The following is an 18338-nucleotide window of genomic DNA, read 5'->3' as shown; positions in this document are numbered from 1 at the left end:
GATGTTCTCAAAAACCTGTGAATATGCTATAAGAGCTATGATTTTTATAGCGCAGAAATCGAAGCAGCAGTGTAAAACGGGCATAAAGGAAATTGCAAAAGAGATTAGTGCACCTGAACATTTTATTGCCAAAATTCTTCAGGATCTATGCAGAAACGGATTGCTGCAATCCTCAAAAGGTCCAACCGGCGGCTTTTATCTTGATGCCAATTCGCAAAAATGCACTTTATTAGAAATAGTAAAGGTTATTGATGGGGATAAACTTTTTTACGGTTGTGCATTAGGTCTTGATTCCTGCTCGGAAAATAAGCCATGCCCATTGCATCACCAGTTTAAAATAGTACGTCAGGATATTTATGACATGTTGAAAAATGCAAAGGTGGACGAACTGCAGGAACAGCTTGAAAGCAGACTGGCCTTTCTGAAACAGTAATAGTTTTTACAAAAAGTTTTTTAATCATTCCTTTTATGAGTACAAATAAGCATTTCAAGGTGCAGTGGCTACGGGTTATTGTATGTTTATTACTTCCTTTTTCAGTTTTTGCCCAGGCAAAAAATACTGCATCTCCGTCTGCTCATGCGGGTACAGGTGAACTGATATTGCTTGGTTTGCTGGTATTGATAGTGCTGGTAGCTGCAATCTACCTGTTTATTAAAACAAATGAAATGATGCGATTGACAAGAAAGGATAAGGATAGAGAAAGTACCGGAAATGTAGAGCGATACCTTAATTCCTTCAACATCGAACAGATTGAAACCTATTTAAAATATAAAGAGACAACTAAGCCAAAATCTTCGGGTAACAGGCTGGTGCTGGTGTTATCTATGATTGTTGTAGCATCATTGTACAATACAGGTTTGTTTGCACAAACATCTGCCAAACAACCTGTTTCTTTATTTAGCGAAGGTGGCATTATTATAACGCTTATTTTAATTCTTACTCCCATTCTTGTAGGTATCATACTCATGATTGTAAAGGTGGTAAATATGACAAAACGTTACCGCCGCAGTCAGAACCTTGCAGAAGTAGCTCGGCTAACCGAATACTTAAAGTCACTGCCGGAAGAAGAAATAACCGATGCTTTAAGAAAGCGAAAGGCAGCGCTTGATTACAAACTGAGCCATAACGAGCTATCCGGTTCATTACCTGTAAAAGACGACAGAGGCATTATTACGAATGTAAACGAACATGCTAATATCCGTTTTATCGCAGAGAAAAGAAAAGCGCTTAAGCGCCCGGAGGTAGATCCTCAACTGTCGAAACTGGTTATCTGGTTTTTAATTACAGCTACCGTATGGCTGGTGTTTGGTACTTCTGTTGGCGAATACATAGGTATTAAGTTTGTAGCGCCCGATGCCGACCACTTAAGCTGGTTGAGCTTTGGCAGGCTCAGGCCGGTGCATACCAATGCAGTGTTTTGGGGCTGGTCTTCGTTAGGCATGTTAGGCCTTGGGTATTATGTAGTACCGCGTGTTGGCAACGTACAAATTCATAGCATCAAATGGGGCTGGTACACTTTATTGCTCATTAATGCTGCGGTACTGTTTGGAAGCATTGCTTTAATGGCTGGCATTAATAATGGCGGCGGTGAATACCGTGAGTATATCTGGCCTATTCAGTTGTTGTTTGGCATAGGGCTGGCAATCACTTTAGCCAATTTTCTTAAAACAGTAGCTCGCCGTAAGACGCGGGAGATATACGTATCCAACTGGTACATTATAGCTGCTGTGATGTTTGCCATTACTATCTCCCTTGTAGCGTATTTACCTTTCTGGCAAAATGGTTTGGGCGAAACTATTACGCAGGGCTACTACATGCACCAGGGTGTGGGCATGTGGTTTATGTTGTTTACACTGGGTTTGGTGTATTATTATCTGCCGCAACAATTAAACAAACCCATCTATTCTTACAGCCTCGGTATTCTTGCATTCTGGTCCCAAATATTTTTTTATACACTTATCGGTACGCACCACTTTGTATTCAGCGCCATTCCATGGTCGTTGCAAACGGTTGCCATTATAGGCAGTGTGGGTATGGTTATCCCGGTGGTTTCGGGCACTACCAATTTCATTATGACCTTTAAAGGCTCATGGCATAAAGTGTCGGGCAGTTATACGTTGCCTTTCTTTATCATTGGTATCATCTTCTACTTTACCGGCTCGCTGCAGGGAACTGCAGAAGCATTTCGGTTTACCAACCTTGCCTGGCATTTTACCGACTTTACAGTTGCGCACTCTCACTTAACCATGTATGGCATTATTGCCTTTTTTCTTTGGGCTGGTATTTATGCTATCATACCACGCATTACCCGGCAGGAGCCGCCACAAATAACAGTAGGTATTCACTTCTGGATGGCATTTATCGGGCTGCTGTTTTACAGTATTCCGCTGATGGTTGGCGGCACTTTGAAAGGTATGATGTGGATGGACGGGAAACCATTTATTGACGGCGTTTCTTTCATGGCTCCTTACTGGTTATGGCGCGCTATCGGTGGTACGCTGATGTGGACTTCGCACCTTGTTTTCGCTTTTAATATGTACAAAATGATACGTCCGAGATATACCGTCAACATTAATGAAGAAGCTATAGAAAAATTTGCTTCGGAAGACCATGAATTGGTGGACGTACAGTAAAAAGAAAAGTGAATGTGCGCAGTGTGTTGCATGTAAGCAACAAACAGGTAATTAGAAACGGGGAAGCATTACACGAGCAAAAATATTATATGATGGAATTTTTTAACGACCATAAAAAACTTTTTTTAGCAGCGCTGGGCTTGTTTCTTTTCTTAACCCTCATGGTGGCTATTTTGCCTGCTTTGTATAATCAAAAAAACAATGCGCCGCTACCACAGGCAGAAACGTTGAGCGGAGATGCATTGGAGGGCAAAGCAATATATGTAGCCAATGGTTGTGTAGCCTGTCATACCCAGCAGGTACGCAATATTGATATGGATAAAGTATGGGGGGCGCGGCCCAGCATCGCCGCTGATTATGCCAATTTCCACCGCACCGATTTTTGGCGAAATACTGCTACTTTAATGGGTACCGAACGCACTGGTCCCGACCTTACATCTATCGGTACCCGACAGCCAAGCATTGACTGGCATTTGGTACACTTGTACAATCCAAGAATTGTAGTAAAGCAATCTGTTATGCCCGCTTATCCCTGGATGTTCGTAGTAAAAAAAACACCTGCAAAAGGTGATGTAGTGGTAAATGTGCCTGCCGAATATTTAAACAGTGAAGAAGGCAAAGTAGTAGCTACCAAAGAAGCACTTCAGTTGGTAGCTTACCTGCAAAGTCTTAAACAGGTAAAGCTGCCTGATGGAAGACCTGCTCCTGAGTTTTTGTATAAAAGAGAACAAAAAACACAGGTTGCAGGTACTGCCGGAGAAATGCAGGGGCTGGATGGTACTGCATTATACGCCGCCAACTGCCAAAGCTGCCACCAGGAAAATGGAGAAGGCTTGCCGGGCGCTTTTCCACCATTGAAAGGAAGCAAAATAGTATTGGATGATAATCCTGAAACAATGGTAGATATTATAATGAATGGTTATAGCGGGCGTGTATCAGAAGGCTTTCCGCCCATGCCGCCAATAGGTACAACCAACAATCTGAAGCCTGAAGAAATTTCGGCCATCATGAACCACGAAAAAACAAGCTGGGGCAATAATGCAAAGACGGTAACTGCTGCAGATATAAAAAACTTAATGGATTTGGTTAAAACAAAATCAACAGGTACGGAAGCTGCAAAATAGTAGTGATTGGATGGTGAGAATTTTTTAACCTGGCTATATAACTTTTGGAAGGTTTTACTCCTGTTGCGCTCTTGTATAGTTTTTGCTTTGTTCGGTAAATGAACTGCAGCGGCACTAAGCACACAATATAGCAAACGATAATGCCATAAAATAAATGTTGATAAAAAATATATCGAAGACAAAAACAACTACAATGAAAAAGATACTATTAATAATTTGTCTGTTGATCGTAAGGATGGCTGCTATTGCGTGTCCTGCGTGCGAAAAGCAACAACCTAAAATACTATCGGGCATTACGCATGGTGCAGGTCCCGACAGCAACTGGGATTATGTGATTGTTTGGGCCATGGTTCTTATTGTTTTGGTAACCCTTTTTTATGCCATTAAAATGCTGGTAAAGCCCGGTGAAAGTAACTGCAACCATATTAAAAGAACCGTATTAAACTAATGTAAAAATGGAAGACAGAAGCTCTGTAATAATTTTTATAGACGATGAGCAGCAGCCGGTTGGCTCATTTAAGTCGCCCATCAACTTTGAGCTGGATACCCGTAAGCTGGTTGATGGGGAACATTTTTTACGGATTGTAAGCAAAGACCCGCAAGGCAAGGAAGGCATTCGTAAAATACCATTTATCGTTCGCAATGGCCCTGATATTTCAGTAGAAGGGATTAAAGAAAATGAAGTGGTGGATGGCGTAATTCCTATTATGGTAAGCGCTTACGGTAAAGGCGACCAAAAGGTCTTTTTAATTGAAGGAAGCGAAACACCACGAAGCATTCCCGGCTGGGTTTGGATAGGACATATATTATTTGGCGGCTGGGCTATTTATTACTTAATCACTCAATTGTTTCAAAAATAATGAACGGCAAACACGACATAGCAACGTTAGATGATATAAAATATCTGGTTGATACTTTTTACGATAAAGTACGGGACGATGCCACTTTAGCGCCCGTTTTTAATGCGGTAATCCAAGACCGCTGGCTGCAGCATTTAGAGAAAATGTACACTTTTTGGCAAACAGTTTTATTAGGTGAGCATACGTATTTCAGCAGCCCGTTTCCACCACATGCAAAGCTGCCGGTTGATCATGCACACTTCGAGCAATGGCTGCAACTATTTACCCAAACCATTGACGAATTATTTAGCGGAGATACAGCAGAAGAAGCAGTATGGCGGGCAAATAAAATGGCACAACTGTTTGAAATGAAAATTGAACACTACCGCAATCAACAATTTAAAACTTTAATATAATGGTGAAACAATATATTATGCTGTTGGCTGTATTGATATGGTCGGGTTGCGTTGTTGCTATTAGTTTTATGGAATCGTGGTTGAAGTTTCGCGCATCCGGCGTTACCTTACCAATTGGTCTGAGTATTGGCAGATTAGTGTTTAATGCGCTTAATAAAATGGAATGGTTTTTTGCAGCAGTACTTTTGGTAGGATATTTTTTAAATAAAGCGCAAATAAATACATTCAGCATAGTCTTGTTTGCCCTCGCTGTTTGTTTGTTAATTATGGAAACGTTCTGGTTGTTGCCTGCTTTAGATGCAAGAGCCAACATCGTTATCAGCGGAAAGCCTGTTGCTGCTTCTTCATTGCATTGGTATTTTGTTGTTGCGGAGGTCATCAAATTAGGTGCACTGCTGACGCTTGGCTTTCAATTATTCAAAGTGTTTGTTATTCGATAGTATTTTACATTCAACCTGGTCATTATGGCAACTATAAAAATAAAACGCGCGTATGAGTCAATAGCATCTTCAGACGGGTTTCGCATATTGGTTGACCGTTTATGGCCGCGTGGTATAAAAAAAGAAGATGCGCATGTTGGTGTATGGCTAAAAGACATTGCGCCTTCAACGGAATTGCGTAAATGGTTTAATCACGAACCGGAAAAATGGGAAGCATTCCGTAAAAAGTACTTAGCAGAACTGCAGGATTCACCAGCAACAGCAGAACTGATAGAACAGGTGAAAAAGCATAAAACGGTAACATTGGTGTACAGTGCCAAAGATGAGCAACATAACCAGGCGGTGGTGGTAAAAGAATTTTTAGAAAAGAAAGAAGCGTAATAAATGAAAGTTCTTACTGTATATGTTTTGCCAATCTTTATGGTAAATAGATTGCTATCCAAATAAATTTAGAATAAGCCATCTGGTTTCGGATGGTGAGCTGCCATCCATTAGAAGGTTATCATCGGATGGAACACCCGCCGGACACTTATGTGGTTTAATTAACAATATACTAAAGCCTGTTTCCTTTAATCATTATCATCATGTCGGAAAAGAAACCCATCAAACGAAACGTGCATATCGTTAAACTGTCAAAAGATCATCATTTTACATTATTGTTTTGCTGGAAGATAAGATGCGGGTTGAAGTTTAGGGTGGAACCGAGCCGCATCATCAGTTATGTAAACTACTTCTGGCAACACCACATGCAATCGCATTTTAGAGAGGAAGAAACTATATTATTTGCGCCGGTAAAAGATGCAGCCGTTCAGAAAGCTTTGAAAGAGCATGCACAAATTACAGAACAAATACAAGCTTTAAATGCTGATAAAAGCAATGCCACAAACAAAGTTGCAATGCTTGCTGATACAGTTGACAATCATGTGCGCTACGAGGAAAGAGAACTGTTTCCACACCTGGAAAGTGTGCTAACCGATGAGCAGCTAAATACTATTGGAAAACAATTAGATGCACAACATGACCCGGCGCTGAAAGATGATTTTGCTGATGAATTTTGGTTGAAGAACAACAACGGATTATAATGGCTATAAACAGGACTCCTATTCATTTTACAGCTTATTACGAAGGCGAAAAGCATGAGCTACAAACCTACACTTACGAATATCGCAGCCTGATGATGTTGCTGTTTGACAAGATTTATATAGATGATTTTGGTGAGTGCAAAGGCATGGGCAGGTGCGGAACCTGTGCTATAAAAATAAGTGGTCTTTCCAAAGCGGTGCATTCGCTTGGCAGAAATGAAGAGCAAACACTCTCAAAAATGGGAGTTCATGGCGGAGATATTCGCCTTTCGTGCCAGATATTGGTAGATGAAAACCTGGAAAACAGTACAGTAGAAATTATTGGTGGAGAATCGGTTGAATAGACAAGGCGTATTTATAACGTTGCGTGGCGGAAGTTATAGTAGAAAAAGTAAAAACCTTTAACCCGGTAACTAATAGATTAGCATATTTAATTGGATAGTTATGAAAGAAAGTTATGGTACTTTATCCCAAACCGTAGATGGTTTAAAGCAGGAAGGTTATACTTTGGATTTTAATATCCAGGGTGAATGTATCGTTTACCATCAACGCAATACAAAATTATCGCCGGATGATTTTGAGATTGATAAAGTGTATCGCTTTGAAGGCGAATCCAACCCCGGTGATGAAGCGATCGTGTATGCACTTTCTTCGCCAGGATTTGGTGTAAAAGGAGTGCTGGTAAACGGCTATGGTATTTCTGCCGATGAAACTTCTGCGAAAATGGTAGAAAAATTACAGCGACATAAAGAATAAATTTATATTATCGTATTCTATCAACTTTATTTAAAGCAATCATCTTCTGTTCTTTTCAATCCTTATCAATTAGACAAGATATTTTACTCTACTACTTTGAACCTTCTTTTTGCGTGCTTAACCCTTGCAGTAACTATTCCAGCCAGGGCGTAAACTACATTTTAAACCATACTACGAAAAGGGAAGCTAAGATTAAAATTGCTTACGATATTTCACTTTCTTCTATCTCTTTGTTCGGTGCAATGAAGATAAATAACTGAGTTTTTGTAACCTTTTTGTTGCAATTCTTTCTATTATATACGAGTATATACAAGAGATACTTCAGCGTGTTGTAATGTATTGATTTAAGGCAGGATTATAACACAATTTAATGAGTAACATCTTCTGAATTTCTGCCCAATTGCATTAAGACATAATGGTCTTGTGAGGTATATTTTAACATATATAGAAGCTATGATAAACGGAAAATTAACAGTAGATGTGATGGACGATAAGAGGGCATCAACGTGTTTTGATATAGCAATACATGATGATGTTTTTGAATTGACAAAGGAAGAAAAGATAAGAAGAATCAGTTTACACTTTAAGCAAATCATGCTGGCATTAGGACTTAACTTACATGATGACAGTTTGAGAGATACGCCTAACAGAGTTGCCAGGATGTATGTAGAAGAAATATTTAGCGGGTTGGATCCATTAAATAAGCCCGATATTACTTTGTTCAATAACAACTATAGGTACAATGGGATGCTGATAGAGAAAAATATTTCGTTATATTCCTATTGCGAGCACCATTTTGTGCCAATTGCCGGAAAGGCGCATGTGGCATATATACCTAATGGGAAAGTTATTGGACTATCCAAGATAAACAGAGTGGTGCAATATTATTCAAAAAGACCCCAGGTGCAGGAGCGGCTTACCCGGCAAATTGGTGATGCGTTAAAAGATATATTAGGTACGGAAGACGTGGCGGTTATGATAGACGCGATACATTATTGCGTAGCTTCAAGAGGCATAGAGGATACCAACAGCAGTACGATTACAACACATTACTCCGGCAAGTTTTTGAATAGTGATGAAAGAAGGGAATTTCTTTCCATGCTGTAAATGAAAAGCTCGCTTGAAGAGAGTTTTACTTTAAGTGAGCGTAATTGTTATCTATCAAATATTGATGACTGTTTCGTTAAGAATGCTGCACCATTTATGATTGCTTTACTATTTTAGAAATATAATATGCCTGAACTAGTATTAAAGGATAAAAGACTCTTTTATTGGTAAAATAACTTCTAACTTTACTATAAGCTACAATAAGTGAACGAATGGATGTTTTGGATTCTTCCGAATACTTTTTGCCATTTAATTATCAGCTCTTGCTGATGCTGTAAACATGTTCAATATGAAGAAGGAGCGCTGATTCCATATCTTCAAAGAAAATGGTCAAGTGTTGAATTGCAACATTTGAGAACTGAAGTAAAGTTGTACCAATCTGGTGAAAATAAAGATGACTTTCCTGACGAATTTTGATTACGTGAAAGAAGTTATATATACCCGTTTCTAAAAATATATAACGCAAAAATTAAAGATTATGCAATTAAATAAAGTAAAAGGTATAAAACGATTTGGGCAAAGCATTTGGCTTGACTTTTTTGACCGCAAGATTATGAACAATGGCGAGCTTCAAAGATTAATTGATGAAGATGGCTTGAGTGGGATTACTTCCAATCCATCTATTTTTGAAAAAGCTGTTAGCAGTAGTGCAGATTACGATGAAGATATAAGAAAGCTGGCCAGCGAACAAAAAAGCAACGAAGAAATATTTTTTGGATTTGCTCTAAAGGATATTAAGCGTGCTGCCGATATGCTCAAGCCGGTTTTTGAAGCATCAAAGGGGGACGATGGTTTTGTAAGCCTCGAAGTATCGCCACATCTGGCTAATGATACCAACGGCACTATTACACAAGCTGCCGAATTATGGAAGGCTGCAGATCGTCAAAATGTAATGATTAAAATACCAGGCACAAAAGAGGGATTGCCTGCAATTTGCAAGTGCATCAGTGAAGGTATTAACATAAATATTACGCTGCTGTTTGGTTTACACCGTTATCAGGAGGTAATAGAAGCCTATATCGCCGGATTGGAAATTAGGGTAAAAGACAATCAACCTATTGATCATATTACATCTGTAGCAAGTTTCTTTCTCAGCCGTGTAGATGTATTGATTGATCCTGTATTGGAAGAAAAAGGACTTGGACACGTGAGAGGGGAAGTAGCTATTGCTCTGGCAAAAAAGGCTTACCAGCTTTATAAAGAAGCATTTGAAAGTGAACGCTTTAAAACGCTTGAGAAAAAAGGGGCTAAGCCACAAAAGCTGCTGTGGGCCAGCACGGGTACCAAGAATCCGGCCTATAGCGATGTTAAATATGTAGAGGCTTTAATAGGCAGAAATACAATTAATACACTTCCGTTGGAAACGATTAATGCTTTTAGAGATCATGGACATGCTAAAAATAGCCTGGAAGAAAATCTAAATAATGCAACCGCCGTATTGCAGCAATTAAAAGATAATGGAATTAATATGGAAGAAGTAAGCCAAAGGCTGGAAGAGGAAGGAATCGGGAAGTTTAATACAGCATATGCATCTTTATTGAAGGCTATAGATAACAAGAAAGAGAAGACGTTAGTCTGAATGTTCTGATAGCAAAAATGAATATCAGCAATGCTGAAGAATCATACAATATTTAAAATGAAAAGCTTTCATGCTACAGTTGTCTTCAACTTTTCAGAAGCCTTCTACTCACAACTTCTTTGATTGCTTATTCTATACTTATCATAAAAATTCTGCTCATGCCAGTCTATACAATACAACTCAGAGACAAAAAGGAAATAGCTGCCGGCACCATGGCATTTTATTTTGACAAGCCGGACGGATTTACCTACAAAGCCGGTCAGTTTGGCGACTTTACGTTAATCAATCCTACCGATACGGATGACGAAGGAAATGTGCGCGGGTTCTCCTTATCCTCTGCACCCTTTGAAACCGGCCTGATGCTTGCCACCAGGATGCGTGACACTGCCTACAAACGTTACCTTAAAACAATGCCCGTTGGTACAGCAATTACAATGGATGCACCCTACGGCTCGTTTACGCTGCAAAACAATACAAAGATCCCTGCAGTTTTTCTCTCCGGCGGCATTGGCATCACGCCTGTAAGAAGCATTGTTTTGCAGGCTACGCATAATAAAACCGCACATAAAATCTTTCTCTTTTATGCTAATAAAACACCTCAGGATGCAGCATTTTTAGATGAACTGACAGAAGCCGGAAACAATAATCCCAATTTCACGTTTGTTGCTTCTATGACAGCCACTGAACAATCAGAAGAATGGCAGGGCGAAAGGGGTGTCTTTACCCGGGAAATGTTGCAAAAATACATAGGTGATTTAACCTTGCCCATTTATTACGTTTCCGGCCCTGCAGCTATGGTAACTGCTATCCGCAAAACACTGAACGAAGCAGGTGTTGATGACGATAATATCAGAACAGAAGAATTCCCGGGATATTAAGCTTAGCGAGAGCAGTACACTGTTCCCAAAGTTTATCTACTTTGTAGCAGGCGTAAACACCAAAGGTGTATAAGTACAGCCGCTTATAGCAAGTTGTTGTTTGCCACTTTTTGCTTGATTAAAAAGCAGCTAAAAGTATGAACGCATTGATGTTTTATCAATGGTATTTATGAGAGCGCTTCGCTTGGTTATTTCGGGAATAATTGATTTGCTCTTGCCCTAATGAGTTACTCTTTGAGTTCAGGGACAACCCGATCTCTCCGCGCGTTTATCTTCGATGAGACTTCGTGTTGTCCAGGCTAATGCCACCACTTACGCTAAGGTGGATTTTCGTTTATCAGAGCTTGTTTTAGCTGATAATAAAACTACATGTATCTGTGTATTTTATCTTTCACTAAGGTTGAAATTAGTTTATACAGTAGGTAGTCAGCAATAAATAGTTGCTTTCATTGCTTACCTTCCTGTTTCTGTATAAGTGTGCACCACGTTAGTGAATGTGGTGCAATCGTATTTAGTAGTTGTTATGTAATACGCATAAAAAATATACGGCTTACATTTACTTAATGAATAACACAACTAATCAAACACAACAAGCTAAAGCAAATACTTTTAAGTCATTACATCATAACGGGCAAATGCTGGTGCTGCCCAATATCTGGGATCCGTTAGGCGCTTCGTTACTGCAAAGTTTAGGATATGTTGCTGTTGCCACAGCCAGCGCTTCTATCGCTTTTACCAACGGATATGATGATGGTGAACACATTCCTTTTACCGACCTGTTGCGTATTTTAAAACGCATTGTAAACAGCGTTACCATCCCGGTAACGGCTGATATTGAAAGTGGCTATGCAGATAATAACGCATCTCTTGAAACAAATATTAAGCAATTAATTGACACAGGTATTGTTGGCATTAATATCGAAGACACCAACAAACAAAACGGTCAATTACTTTCTATTGAAGCGCAATGTGAAAAAATACAACTGATAAGAAAAATAGCTTCTGAAATGGAAGTGCCTTTATTTATTAACGCCAGAACAGATGTATATCTTAAAGCAAAGGCTGAAGATACAGCAGCAGAAAAATGGAATGAAACACTTAAAAGAGGTAAAGCATATATAGCTGCGGGCGGCGATTGCTTTTTCCCTGTGTTTATGAAAGAAAAGCACGATATAGCAACACTCGTTGCCCAACTTAAAGCACCGGTAAACATCATTGCTGTACCCGGCGTTCAGGATTTGAAAATATTAAAGGATGTTGGCGTAGCAAGAGTAAGTATTGGTCCCAGCTTCCTGAGAACTGCTATACTTGCAATGAAAGAACTGGCTTTAACTTTAAAAGATTATGAAGGGCTGGACATGGTGACCAATAATCCCATTACCACCAATCATCTAAAAGCATTAGTAAACCATTAATAACTACAATTTGAAACGGAGAGCTATTAAAGACGTAGAACCGGAAGCATACAAAGCTATGCGAACTTTAGAAACTTATACGCAGTCAACACCTATTGATCCAAAGCTGCGTGAACTGATAAAAATAAGGGCATCGCAGATAAACGGATGTGCCTTTTGCATTGATATGCATACGCAGGAGGCAATTGCCAGGGGAGAAAGTGCAAGGAGAATTTTTGCACTATCGGCATGGAAAGAATCACCATTATTTACTGAAGAAGAAAGAGCTGTGTTACAATTGACAGAAGAAGTTACCTTGATTTCGGAAGACGGCGTGGCAGATGATACCTATGATAAAATCGTTCAGTTTTTTGGTGAACATGGTGTAGCACAACTCATCATGCAAATCGTTGTCATTAATTCATGGAACCGGATAACAGTATCAACAAAACAAATATTTGGAAGTGCTGTTTAGTATTGGCTGGCAATTGAATTACACCGGCACATAGAATATCATAATAACTAGTCTAAGGAGAATGTACCGGTATTTATATTTTATAGCATTATTGTTGAGCGCTATTCTTTTGAACGCCAAAAATCAAACAATTAAAACATGGAAAATAAATCAAACGAAGCTACACCACAACGCCCTGAGGGGGATCGTACATTAGATGCTTTCTTAGTAACTATGGATCTGAACCATTTAATAGCGCAGGTGCAAAACGAGCCATCTTGGAACGACAGTGACCGTAACTCCATCACTATTTTTAAATCGGATACCATGCGTATCGTGCTCATTGGTTTGCATGAAGGTGCCGAGCTAAAAACACATACTGCCAATGGTATTATTAGTGTTCAGGTACTTGAAGGGCATATACGATTTACTACAGCGCCCGAAACAGTGGAGTTGCAAAAAGGGCAAATGCTCGCGCTGCATAAACGCGTTCCGCACAGCGTAATTGCTTTAAAAGAAAGTTTTTTTCTGCTTGCCCTGGCCATGGGTTAGCGGCTTATAAATAGGATCGTAAATCAACTTTGTCTCTTCAATACAAGTATAGCTTATGTATTCATTCTAATCCCTGATAAATACATAAGCTATACTTTGTAAAAAAACAGCAAGATTTAGCATTCAGAATAATCATCACGAAAAAGTCCGTTAACAGCAATAATATGCTCCAAAATAACCGCCTCTTTGTTATCAATAGCGATTGTGCTTTTGCCTATATCTTCACTTTGTTCAACGTTTGTTATCTTACCTTCTATTCTTGTCAATCCTTCGTCATCAATTAAAAGAGCAGCTTGCTGCTGTTGCTCCTGAAGGTTTAAAAAGATAGAAAGTAACTGCTGATAATCTTTAAAAGTATCCCTTTTATCCATCCTTATAACGTTTTCTCTTTTGTTGCAGCAATTACTATTCCTCAAAATTCATTTTGCACTTTTTGTGATTTAATTACTCTTGCCATCACGTTTTCAACAATCTTATCGCAATAAATAAGATTAAATTCAAAAATCTCTTCCGCAGAGTACATTTTTTCAACCTCTTTTCTAAGCATTGCTTTTGCCCGGTTCAAACGCACTTTTACGTTGGTTTCGGTAATATTCAATGCCATTGCTGTTTCGTGTACACTCATGCCATTCAGTTCCCTCAACGAAAATACCATTCGGTAATCCATAGGAATTTGCCTGATAGCATTTTCGATAATGCTGCTCAGTTCCCGGTTGCCAACGGTTTTTTCTGTATCATCATTACCATTATCTGAAAACATAGGTGTAGATTTTTCATATACAAAAGTATCAGCCATCACTTCCTTTCTTGCGGCAGCCTTATAACTTTTTCTATAACATTCATTCAACATGATCCGTATCAGCCAGGTCTTAAAATATGTCTTGTTGTGCAACTTGCCAAGGTTTTCGAAAGCACTGATAAAGGTTTCCTGCATCAGGTCTTCCACATCCTGATGAATATACCCATACGACCTCCCAACTTTGTATAAATAGGGGTTGTATCTTCGTATAAGTACCTCAAACAGTGCTATATCACCACCAATAACATTGTCAATAATTTCAATTTCGGATAACTGCTGATAGACTATCATATTGTTTTTGTATTATCAGGGATAACGGCATTGCACCAAATGAATGTTTTTTCATTATAAATAGAGACAAAGGCGGTGTAAAAGGTTACAAAAGGTAAGAAAAAAATGCTGATAAGCCAAAAAATACAGACTTACTTCACCTTTAAACTTCCTTTCATTACCGGATGAAGCGTGCACGAATAAGCGGCACTTTTCACCATAACCTTGTTCCACGACATGCCCGGTGATAAATTTGGCGATGACCAGTCTTTAGTTTCTGTAGTTACATTGTGTTCTACAATATCCTTGTTGATCCATATTACCGTATCCCCTTCATTAACGGTAAGATCAGCTGGCGTAAACTTCATTTGTTGTATTACCACCGTATATGTTTTATTTGCCTGTTTGCCTTTGTCTCCGTTACATCCGGAAAGCGCCATTACAAACAATCCTGATAGTACTATATTCCCTGTTTTCAATAATCGTCTCATTTTCCGGAGAGTGTTTTTTGAACCATTTCAGCGTGTTCGAGGTGGGCTTTCAGTGCAGGTACAACATTCTGTAATAACGCCTTTAATTCTCCATTGGTTGCCTGTGGTATCAGCACCGTTTCAACCGCTGCAATAACAGCTTTGTGATAGGCTACTTCATTATCAATATATGCCTTATCAAAATCTTTTGCCGATTTTGCAAGCAGCATTTTGCTTGTTGCGGCTGCATCTGATGCCAGTTTTTTACTCACTGCATTATCTTGCGGTGTAACCTTTAGTTTAGTTACAAGTGCTACAGCCTGGTCAATAACAGCCTGGTGGTCTCTCATCATGGTTTCTGCAAATTTTATAACCTCTGCATTCTTCGATTTTTGCTTCGCCACCTTTGCAAAATCTATATCGTTTTGATTAGCTACCACTGCCGCCGAAGCTATTTCTGCATCATTCAGTTTGGGGCTTTGTTGTGCATAAATGGTACCAGCAAACAACATTGTTGTTATTGCTAAAACGATAACGATGGCCATGGGAAATTTAATCTTTTTCATCATATTACTTTTTTCTATTAGAGGCAGCAGTAATGAAAAAGGTTACAAAAATTTTTTCTGTTTTAAAGAAAATACGAACTTTGTTAACCGGATGGTTAAATCAACTGGTTAAATGAAAAAAGATTTATCAACTGAAGAAAAGATTCTAAATGCGGCTAAGAAAGTGTTTTTAACTAAAGGCATGGATGGTGCACGAATGCAGGATATAGCAGATGAAGCAGGCATTAATAAAGCATTGTTGCACTACTATTTCCGCAGCAAAGACAAGTTGTTTGAACAAATATTCATGGAAGTTGCTTCTGCATTTTTACCTAAGATATTCACCATTTTAGAATCGGAAACTACTTTGTTCCAGAAAATAGAACTGTTTTGCAGCGAATACATTTCACAAGAAATCAAAACACCTTATGTACCCATTTTCATTCTGAATGAAATTAACCGGCAGCCAAAAGCTTTTTTGAAAAAAGTATTAGGCAATCATAAACCACCTATTCAAAAGTTGCTGGTGCAAATTGAGAAAGAAATCAAAGCAGGCGTTATCAAACCAATTGAACCTTTACAATTATTGATGAATATTTTATCACTCTGCATCTTTCCATTTTTAGCCTGTCCGATGATTCAACTAATCACCGGCATGGATAACAAACAATTTAATGAATTGATGGAGCAGCGTAAAAAAGAAGTTCCTCAACTCATTATTCAATCAATAAAAAAATAAAATTTTTTATGGCAGTATTAACTAACTGGTTAAATAAATTGGTTAAAGCAATTGCTTTGCTAAACTGCATTACAGGTGCAGCCTCACTACAGGCGCAAAGCCCTTCTACCATCTCGCTGGTGCAAGCATTTAACCTTGCCCAACAAAACTATCCGCTCATCCGGCAAAAGGGATTATTGCAACAAACGGAACAGCTTTCTATTGAAAACTTAAGTTCCAACTTTTTACCGCAATTAGTTGTAAACGGCCAAGCCACTTACCAGTCGGATGTTACAAGCGTAAGTATCCCGCTGCCCGATATAAAAATTCCTGTACCAGCCAAAGATCAGTATAGGATAACCGCAGAAGCCGACCAGCTATTGTATGATGGTGGATTGAATAAAGCGCAAAAGCAAATACAATCATTGAACACGGCAGTGCAGGAAAATGCTTTGGCAGTTGAGTTGCATAATTTAAAAACAAGAGTCAATCAATTATACTTCAGCATTTTGTACCAGGATGAATTATTAAAGCAAACAGATATAACATTGCAAAACATACAAGCAGGAATTAATAAAACAAAGCCGCAGGTAGAAAGTGGTGTTGCATTACGTTCCAATTTGCAGGTATTGCAGGCTCAGCTGTTACAAACGCAACAACGCACCATCGAAATAAAAGCTACCCGCAAAGGACTGACAGATGCGCTGGCAGTATTCATTAATCAGCCTATATCAGAAAATACGTTGTTGAAAATACCGGCAGATTATACTGCAACGGATACGATTAATAATCGCCCGGAATTGCAGTTATACAAAAGTCAATCTTTATTAGCGGCGGGGAAGGAACGGTTAGTCAATACAAGGAATTTGCCCAAGGCAACTGCGTTCTTTCAGGGTGGTTATGGCAGGCCCGCATTGAATGTATTATCCAACGAATTCAAGCCATTTTACATTACCGGCTTACGATTAAACTGGTCACTTGGCAGTTTGTACAACCATAAACGGGATAAGAAATTGATTGATATTAATCAGCAAACTATTGACCTGCAAAAAGATGTTTTTTTATTGAACACGCAATCGCAGTTGCAGCAGCAAAAAGCAGATATTGATAAATACAAAACTTTAGTAGCAACGGATAATGAGATTATTCAATTGCGTAAACAAATAACCGAAGCTGCGAAAGCACAACTGGAAAATGCAGTAATTACTGCAAATGATTTTTTGATACAAATCAATGCAGAAGATGCTGCACGACAGTCCTTAGTCTTGCATCAATTACAGCTTCGGCAGGCACAAATCAACTATGCAATTACAACCGGAAAATTATAATTTATGCGCACGAAACAATTTATTCTTCCCTTACTACTTTTTATTTTATTGCAGGCCTGCGGCAACAAACAAGAGCATTATGATGCTTCGGGTTCTTTTGAAGCAGATGAAGTGGTAGTCTCCTCACAACTAAGCGGACAGATACTATCATTTAACGTAAATGAAGGTGATTCGTTAAGCCAGGGGCAAATTGTTGGCGTTATTGATTCTACCAATCTGGCTTTGCAAAAGGAACAGGTAAGGGCAACTATTCAATCACTGTCCAAAAAAACCGCTAATGTGGCACCACAAATACAATTGCTACAAAATCAGTTAGCGGTGCAACAGGCACAATTGAAGAATTTATTGCACGAAAGAGACCGCACGGAGCGCCTTGTAAAAGCCGATGCTGCCACCGGCAAGCAATTGGATGATTTGAACGCACAGGTAGATGTTTTGCAAAAACAAATGGACGTAACGCAGCAGCAAATTGCCGTGCAGCGCAGTAATATTGCCACGCAAAACCGCAGCATTTTAAGCGAAAGTGCGCCCTTGCAGAAGCAGGCTGCACAGGTAGAAGAGCAAATCTCCAAAGCCAGGGTTGTTAATCCTGTCAGCGGTACAGTCATTACTAAATATGCCGAACAAGGCGAAGTAACAGCACCCGGAAAAGCCTTGTATAAAATTGCAAATTTATCTACATTAACACTACGAGCATACATAACCGGCGCACAGTTATCGCAACTAAAATTGGGGCAACAGGTAAAAGTATTAGTAGATAACGGTGCAGACCAATACCGCACGTATAGCGGAACGATCTACTGGATTTCGGACAAAGCAGAATTTACACCCAAGACTATTCAAACCAAAGAGGAACGTGCGAATTTGGTATATGCAGTGAAGATAAGAGTGAAGAATGATGGTTATTTGAAGATAGGTATGTATGGGGAAGTACAATTGCAAAATCCATAACC

24 protein-coding genes are annotated in these 18338 nt (G+C 39.1%); 20 read left to right on the top strand and 4 right to left on the bottom strand.

The features are described 5' to 3' along the window. The first annotated feature begins 1 nt into the window (after position 1). The 17 genes from FC093_RS04870 (at position 2) to FC093_RS04790 (ending at position 13255) form a co-directional block, all read left to right on the top strand. The gene (locus tag FC093_RS04870) at positions 2 to 433 is read left to right on the top strand and encodes an RrF2 family transcriptional regulator (RefSeq protein WP_137260612.1); all 432 of its coding nucleotides are present in this window, start codon (positions 2 to 4) and stop codon (positions 431 to 433) included. A 35-nt stretch (positions 434 to 468) separates the two neighbouring features. Next, positions 469 to 2634, top strand: a complete 2166-nt coding sequence (locus tag FC093_RS04865) for a cbb3-type cytochrome c oxidase subunit I (RefSeq protein ID WP_137260611.1) — start codon at positions 469 to 471, stop codon at positions 2632 to 2634. Between the two features lie 89 nt (positions 2635 to 2723). Continuing rightward, on the top strand, positions 2724 to 3758 hold the full coding sequence (locus FC093_RS24775) for a cytochrome c (RefSeq protein ID WP_240743190.1): 1035 nt from the start codon (positions 2724 to 2726) through the stop codon (positions 3756 to 3758). Between the two features lie 193 nt (positions 3759 to 3951). Next, complete coding sequence (locus FC093_RS04855; protein WP_137260610.1) at positions 3952 to 4206, top strand: hypothetical protein; 255 nt, start codon at positions 3952 to 3954, stop codon at positions 4204 to 4206. Positions 4207 to 4213: 7 nt separating this feature from the next. Continuing rightward, the gene (locus FC093_RS04850; protein ID WP_137260609.1) at positions 4214 to 4618 is read left to right on the top strand and encodes a cytochrome C; all 405 of its coding nucleotides are present in this window, start codon (positions 4214 to 4216) and stop codon (positions 4616 to 4618) included. Further along, positions 4618 to 5013, top strand: a complete 396-nt coding sequence (locus tag FC093_RS04845) for a group III truncated hemoglobin (RefSeq protein WP_137260608.1) — start codon at positions 4618 to 4620, stop codon at positions 5011 to 5013. Before FC093_RS04850 ends, FC093_RS04845 begins: the two co-directional genes overlap by 1 nt. Continuing rightward, the gene (locus FC093_RS04840) at positions 5013 to 5453 is read left to right on the top strand and encodes a hypothetical protein (protein WP_137260607.1); all 441 of its coding nucleotides are present in this window, start codon (positions 5013 to 5015) and stop codon (positions 5451 to 5453) included. Before FC093_RS04845 ends, FC093_RS04840 begins: the two co-directional genes overlap by 1 nt. A gap of 24 nt (positions 5454 to 5477) precedes the next feature. Further along, positions 5478 to 5834: a DUF488 domain-containing protein gene (locus tag FC093_RS04835; RefSeq protein WP_137260606.1), complete on the top strand. Its 357-nt coding sequence runs from the start codon at positions 5478 to 5480 to the stop codon at positions 5832 to 5834. 203 nt (positions 5835 to 6037) lie between these two features. Continuing rightward, positions 6038 to 6535, top strand: a complete 498-nt coding sequence (locus tag FC093_RS04830) for a hemerythrin domain-containing protein (RefSeq protein ID WP_137260605.1) — start codon at positions 6038 to 6040, stop codon at positions 6533 to 6535. Then, a complete protein-coding gene (locus FC093_RS04825) occupies positions 6535 to 6879 on the top strand; it encodes a 2Fe-2S iron-sulfur cluster-binding protein (protein ID WP_137260604.1) in 345 nt (114 codons plus the stop codon). The genes FC093_RS04830 and FC093_RS04825 overlap by 1 nt, the downstream gene beginning before the upstream one ends. A gap of 100 nt (positions 6880 to 6979) precedes the next feature. Beyond that, the gene (locus FC093_RS04820) at positions 6980 to 7291 is read left to right on the top strand and encodes a phosphoribosylpyrophosphate synthetase (RefSeq protein ID WP_137260603.1); all 312 of its coding nucleotides are present in this window, start codon (positions 6980 to 6982) and stop codon (positions 7289 to 7291) included. Between the two features lie 453 nt (positions 7292 to 7744). Next, positions 7745 to 8398, top strand: a complete 654-nt coding sequence (gene folE / locus FC093_RS04815; RefSeq protein WP_137260602.1) for a GTP cyclohydrolase I FolE — start codon at positions 7745 to 7747, stop codon at positions 8396 to 8398. Positions 8399 to 8876: 478 nt separating this feature from the next. Next, positions 8877 to 9977 (top strand): transaldolase, encoded by a 1101-nt coding sequence (tal, locus tag FC093_RS04810; RefSeq protein ID WP_137260601.1) that lies wholly within the window; start codon positions 8877 to 8879, stop codon positions 9975 to 9977. A 158-nt stretch (positions 9978 to 10135) separates the two neighbouring features. Continuing rightward, entirely contained in the window at positions 10136 to 10855 is a 720-nt protein-coding gene (locus FC093_RS04805; RefSeq protein WP_137260600.1) for an FAD-dependent oxidoreductase, read from the top strand. A gap of 563 nt (positions 10856 to 11418) precedes the next feature. Continuing rightward, positions 11419 to 12270, top strand: a complete 852-nt coding sequence (locus FC093_RS04800; RefSeq protein ID WP_137260599.1) for an isocitrate lyase/PEP mutase family protein — start codon at positions 11419 to 11421, stop codon at positions 12268 to 12270. A gap of 10 nt (positions 12271 to 12280) precedes the next feature. Continuing rightward, on the top strand, positions 12281 to 12724 hold the full coding sequence (locus tag FC093_RS04795) for a carboxymuconolactone decarboxylase family protein (RefSeq protein ID WP_240743188.1): 444 nt from the start codon (positions 12281 to 12283) through the stop codon (positions 12722 to 12724). 138 nt (positions 12725 to 12862) lie between these two features. Continuing rightward, positions 12863 to 13255, top strand: a complete 393-nt coding sequence (locus FC093_RS04790) for a cupin domain-containing protein (protein WP_137260598.1) — start codon at positions 12863 to 12865, stop codon at positions 13253 to 13255. Between the two features lie 116 nt (positions 13256 to 13371). On the opposite strand, the gene FC093_RS04785 is transcribed toward FC093_RS04790, so the two are convergent. The 4 genes from FC093_RS04785 to FC093_RS04770 form a co-directional block, all read right to left on the bottom strand. Then, positions 13372 to 13626 carry a hypothetical protein gene (locus FC093_RS04785; protein ID WP_137260597.1) on the bottom strand — a complete coding sequence of 85 codons (255 nt, stop codon included), beginning with the start codon at positions 13624 to 13626 and terminating at the stop codon, positions 13372 to 13374. A gap of 41 nt (positions 13627 to 13667) precedes the next feature. Further along, on the bottom strand, positions 13668 to 14345 hold the full coding sequence (locus FC093_RS04780) for a sigma-70 family RNA polymerase sigma factor (RefSeq protein WP_137260596.1): 678 nt from the start codon (positions 14343 to 14345) through the stop codon (positions 13668 to 13670). A 131-nt stretch (positions 14346 to 14476) separates the two neighbouring features. Further along, positions 14477 to 14815, bottom strand: coding sequence for a plastocyanin/azurin family copper-binding protein (locus FC093_RS04775; protein WP_206106504.1), 339 nt, complete (start codon positions 14813 to 14815; stop codon positions 14477 to 14479). Beyond that, on the bottom strand, positions 14812 to 15363 hold the full coding sequence (locus FC093_RS04770) for a DUF4142 domain-containing protein (RefSeq protein WP_240743187.1): 552 nt from the start codon (positions 15361 to 15363) through the stop codon (positions 14812 to 14814). Before FC093_RS04770 ends, FC093_RS04775 begins: the two co-directional genes overlap by 4 nt. Before the next feature lie 109 nt (positions 15364 to 15472). On the opposite strand from FC093_RS04770, the gene FC093_RS04765 reads away from it, so the two are divergent. Genes FC093_RS04765 through FC093_RS04755 form a run of 3 tightly spaced genes read left to right on the top strand, consistent with a single transcriptional unit; the run spans position 15473 to position 18336 of the window. Next, positions 15473 to 16078: a TetR/AcrR family transcriptional regulator gene (locus tag FC093_RS04765; RefSeq protein WP_137260595.1), complete on the top strand. Its 606-nt coding sequence runs from the start codon at positions 15473 to 15475 to the stop codon at positions 16076 to 16078. Positions 16079 to 16086: 8 nt separating this feature from the next. Beyond that, the gene (locus tag FC093_RS04760) at positions 16087 to 17385 is read left to right on the top strand and encodes a TolC family protein (protein ID WP_137260594.1); all 1299 of its coding nucleotides are present in this window, start codon (positions 16087 to 16089) and stop codon (positions 17383 to 17385) included. A gap of 3 nt (positions 17386 to 17388) precedes the next feature. Next, a complete protein-coding gene (locus FC093_RS04755) occupies positions 17389 to 18336 on the top strand; it encodes an HlyD family secretion protein (RefSeq protein ID WP_137260593.1) in 948 nt (315 codons plus the stop codon). Positions 18337 to 18338: the final 2 nt, after the last annotated feature.

The sequence above is a fragment of the Ilyomonas limi genome, assembly GCF_005233845.1.
GTDB lineage: Bacteria > Bacteroidota > Bacteroidia > Chitinophagales > Chitinophagaceae > Ilyomonas > Ilyomonas limi.
The sequence above is the reverse complement of the archived record's forward strand: the minus strand, read 5'-3'. Positions and strand labels throughout refer to the sequence as shown.